Origin of the sequence: Vibrio sp. 10N.261.52.A1, from assembly GCF_002876325.1 — a bacterium.
Classification (GTDB): Bacteria; Pseudomonadota; Gammaproteobacteria; order Enterobacterales; family Vibrionaceae; genus Vibrio; species Vibrio chagasii.
Map to the genome: position 1 here is coordinate 1 of NZ_MCYD01000208.1, position 1,038 is coordinate 1,038.

Sequence of the window (1,038 nt, forward strand, 5' to 3'; positions counted from 1 at the left end):
CCACCATCTTCTTGCTTTATAAGACTACATTTACCTAAGGATGCGGCCAGCATCCCAAACATTGATTCAACTCGTTTTCCGAACACAAGGTTCAAATTTTTGTGGTTTTGTTTTAACGATGTCCGGAGATCTTCTATAACCTTATCAATTGAATTTTCGTCATTTATATCCAGAGCGTTTTTTGCACAAAGCTTCGAATAAAGCTCAAATGAATCAAATTTTTCAGGATTTCTAGCTATTTTTGTAATCACTTTGTAACCTATTTCATTCGAGAGGGCTAACGCTTCGTAGACGGACTTTTTCCGTCTTTGCATTCCGTCTATGTTGCTGCCATTTATTATAAAACTCAACTGGTATCAACCTGTTATGTGAATCGGCATATAGTTGCGGGGTCGAATTACGGAAAATACCGTATAAGAGAGTATAAGAGATCAAAGTACGGATTAGATTAACTTGGTCTATTGGTGTACTGCTCAGGTGTTCCGTTTGCAGGTTCTGTGAAGGTTTGGGGCAGATCCGAGCTAGACACGGTAGCTAGTTCTCTGTGATCACCAAGCGATTCTGTCGTACCTTAACTACCAAGCGGCTTTGCTCAATTAGTAAAATAATTAGAACCCAAAAGTATGGGGAATCGCAGGGCTTAAATACCCAAGAACAGGGACTTATCTTCCTTTAAGAAGACCATTTTTCTAGTTAGACATAGACCTTCGGAGCTTGTCACTTTGGGCAAAAAGTAAAAATAGAATAAAGCAGATGATGGCAAGTCCTGAAGATATTCCCAGCATCAATAAGCTTTCTTCATATATCAGAGGTAAAGCTATTGATAAAAAAGCGAATATGACAACAAAAAATTCACACCCCGCCCCCAAAATAGGACGCTGATGACGAAACACTGCCCATTGATAAACCATTGTTGCTAACCTCCTTGTGGCTGAGCTTAGTTACTCTCTTAAGTTAAAAATACGTTAACGTAAACTTTGCTCCCGTTTTAGACTAGGAAATCCGCTTAGGTAATTAGGTAAGTAACGTCCGATATAC

General features: G+C 39.1%; 1 pseudogene. It reads right to left on the bottom strand.

Annotated elements, in window-relative coordinates:
• Window positions 1–251, bottom strand: a pseudogene (locus BCT81_RS29520) (hypothetical protein); the annotation flags it as partial.
• Between the last annotated feature and the right edge of the window lie 787 nt (window positions 252–1,038).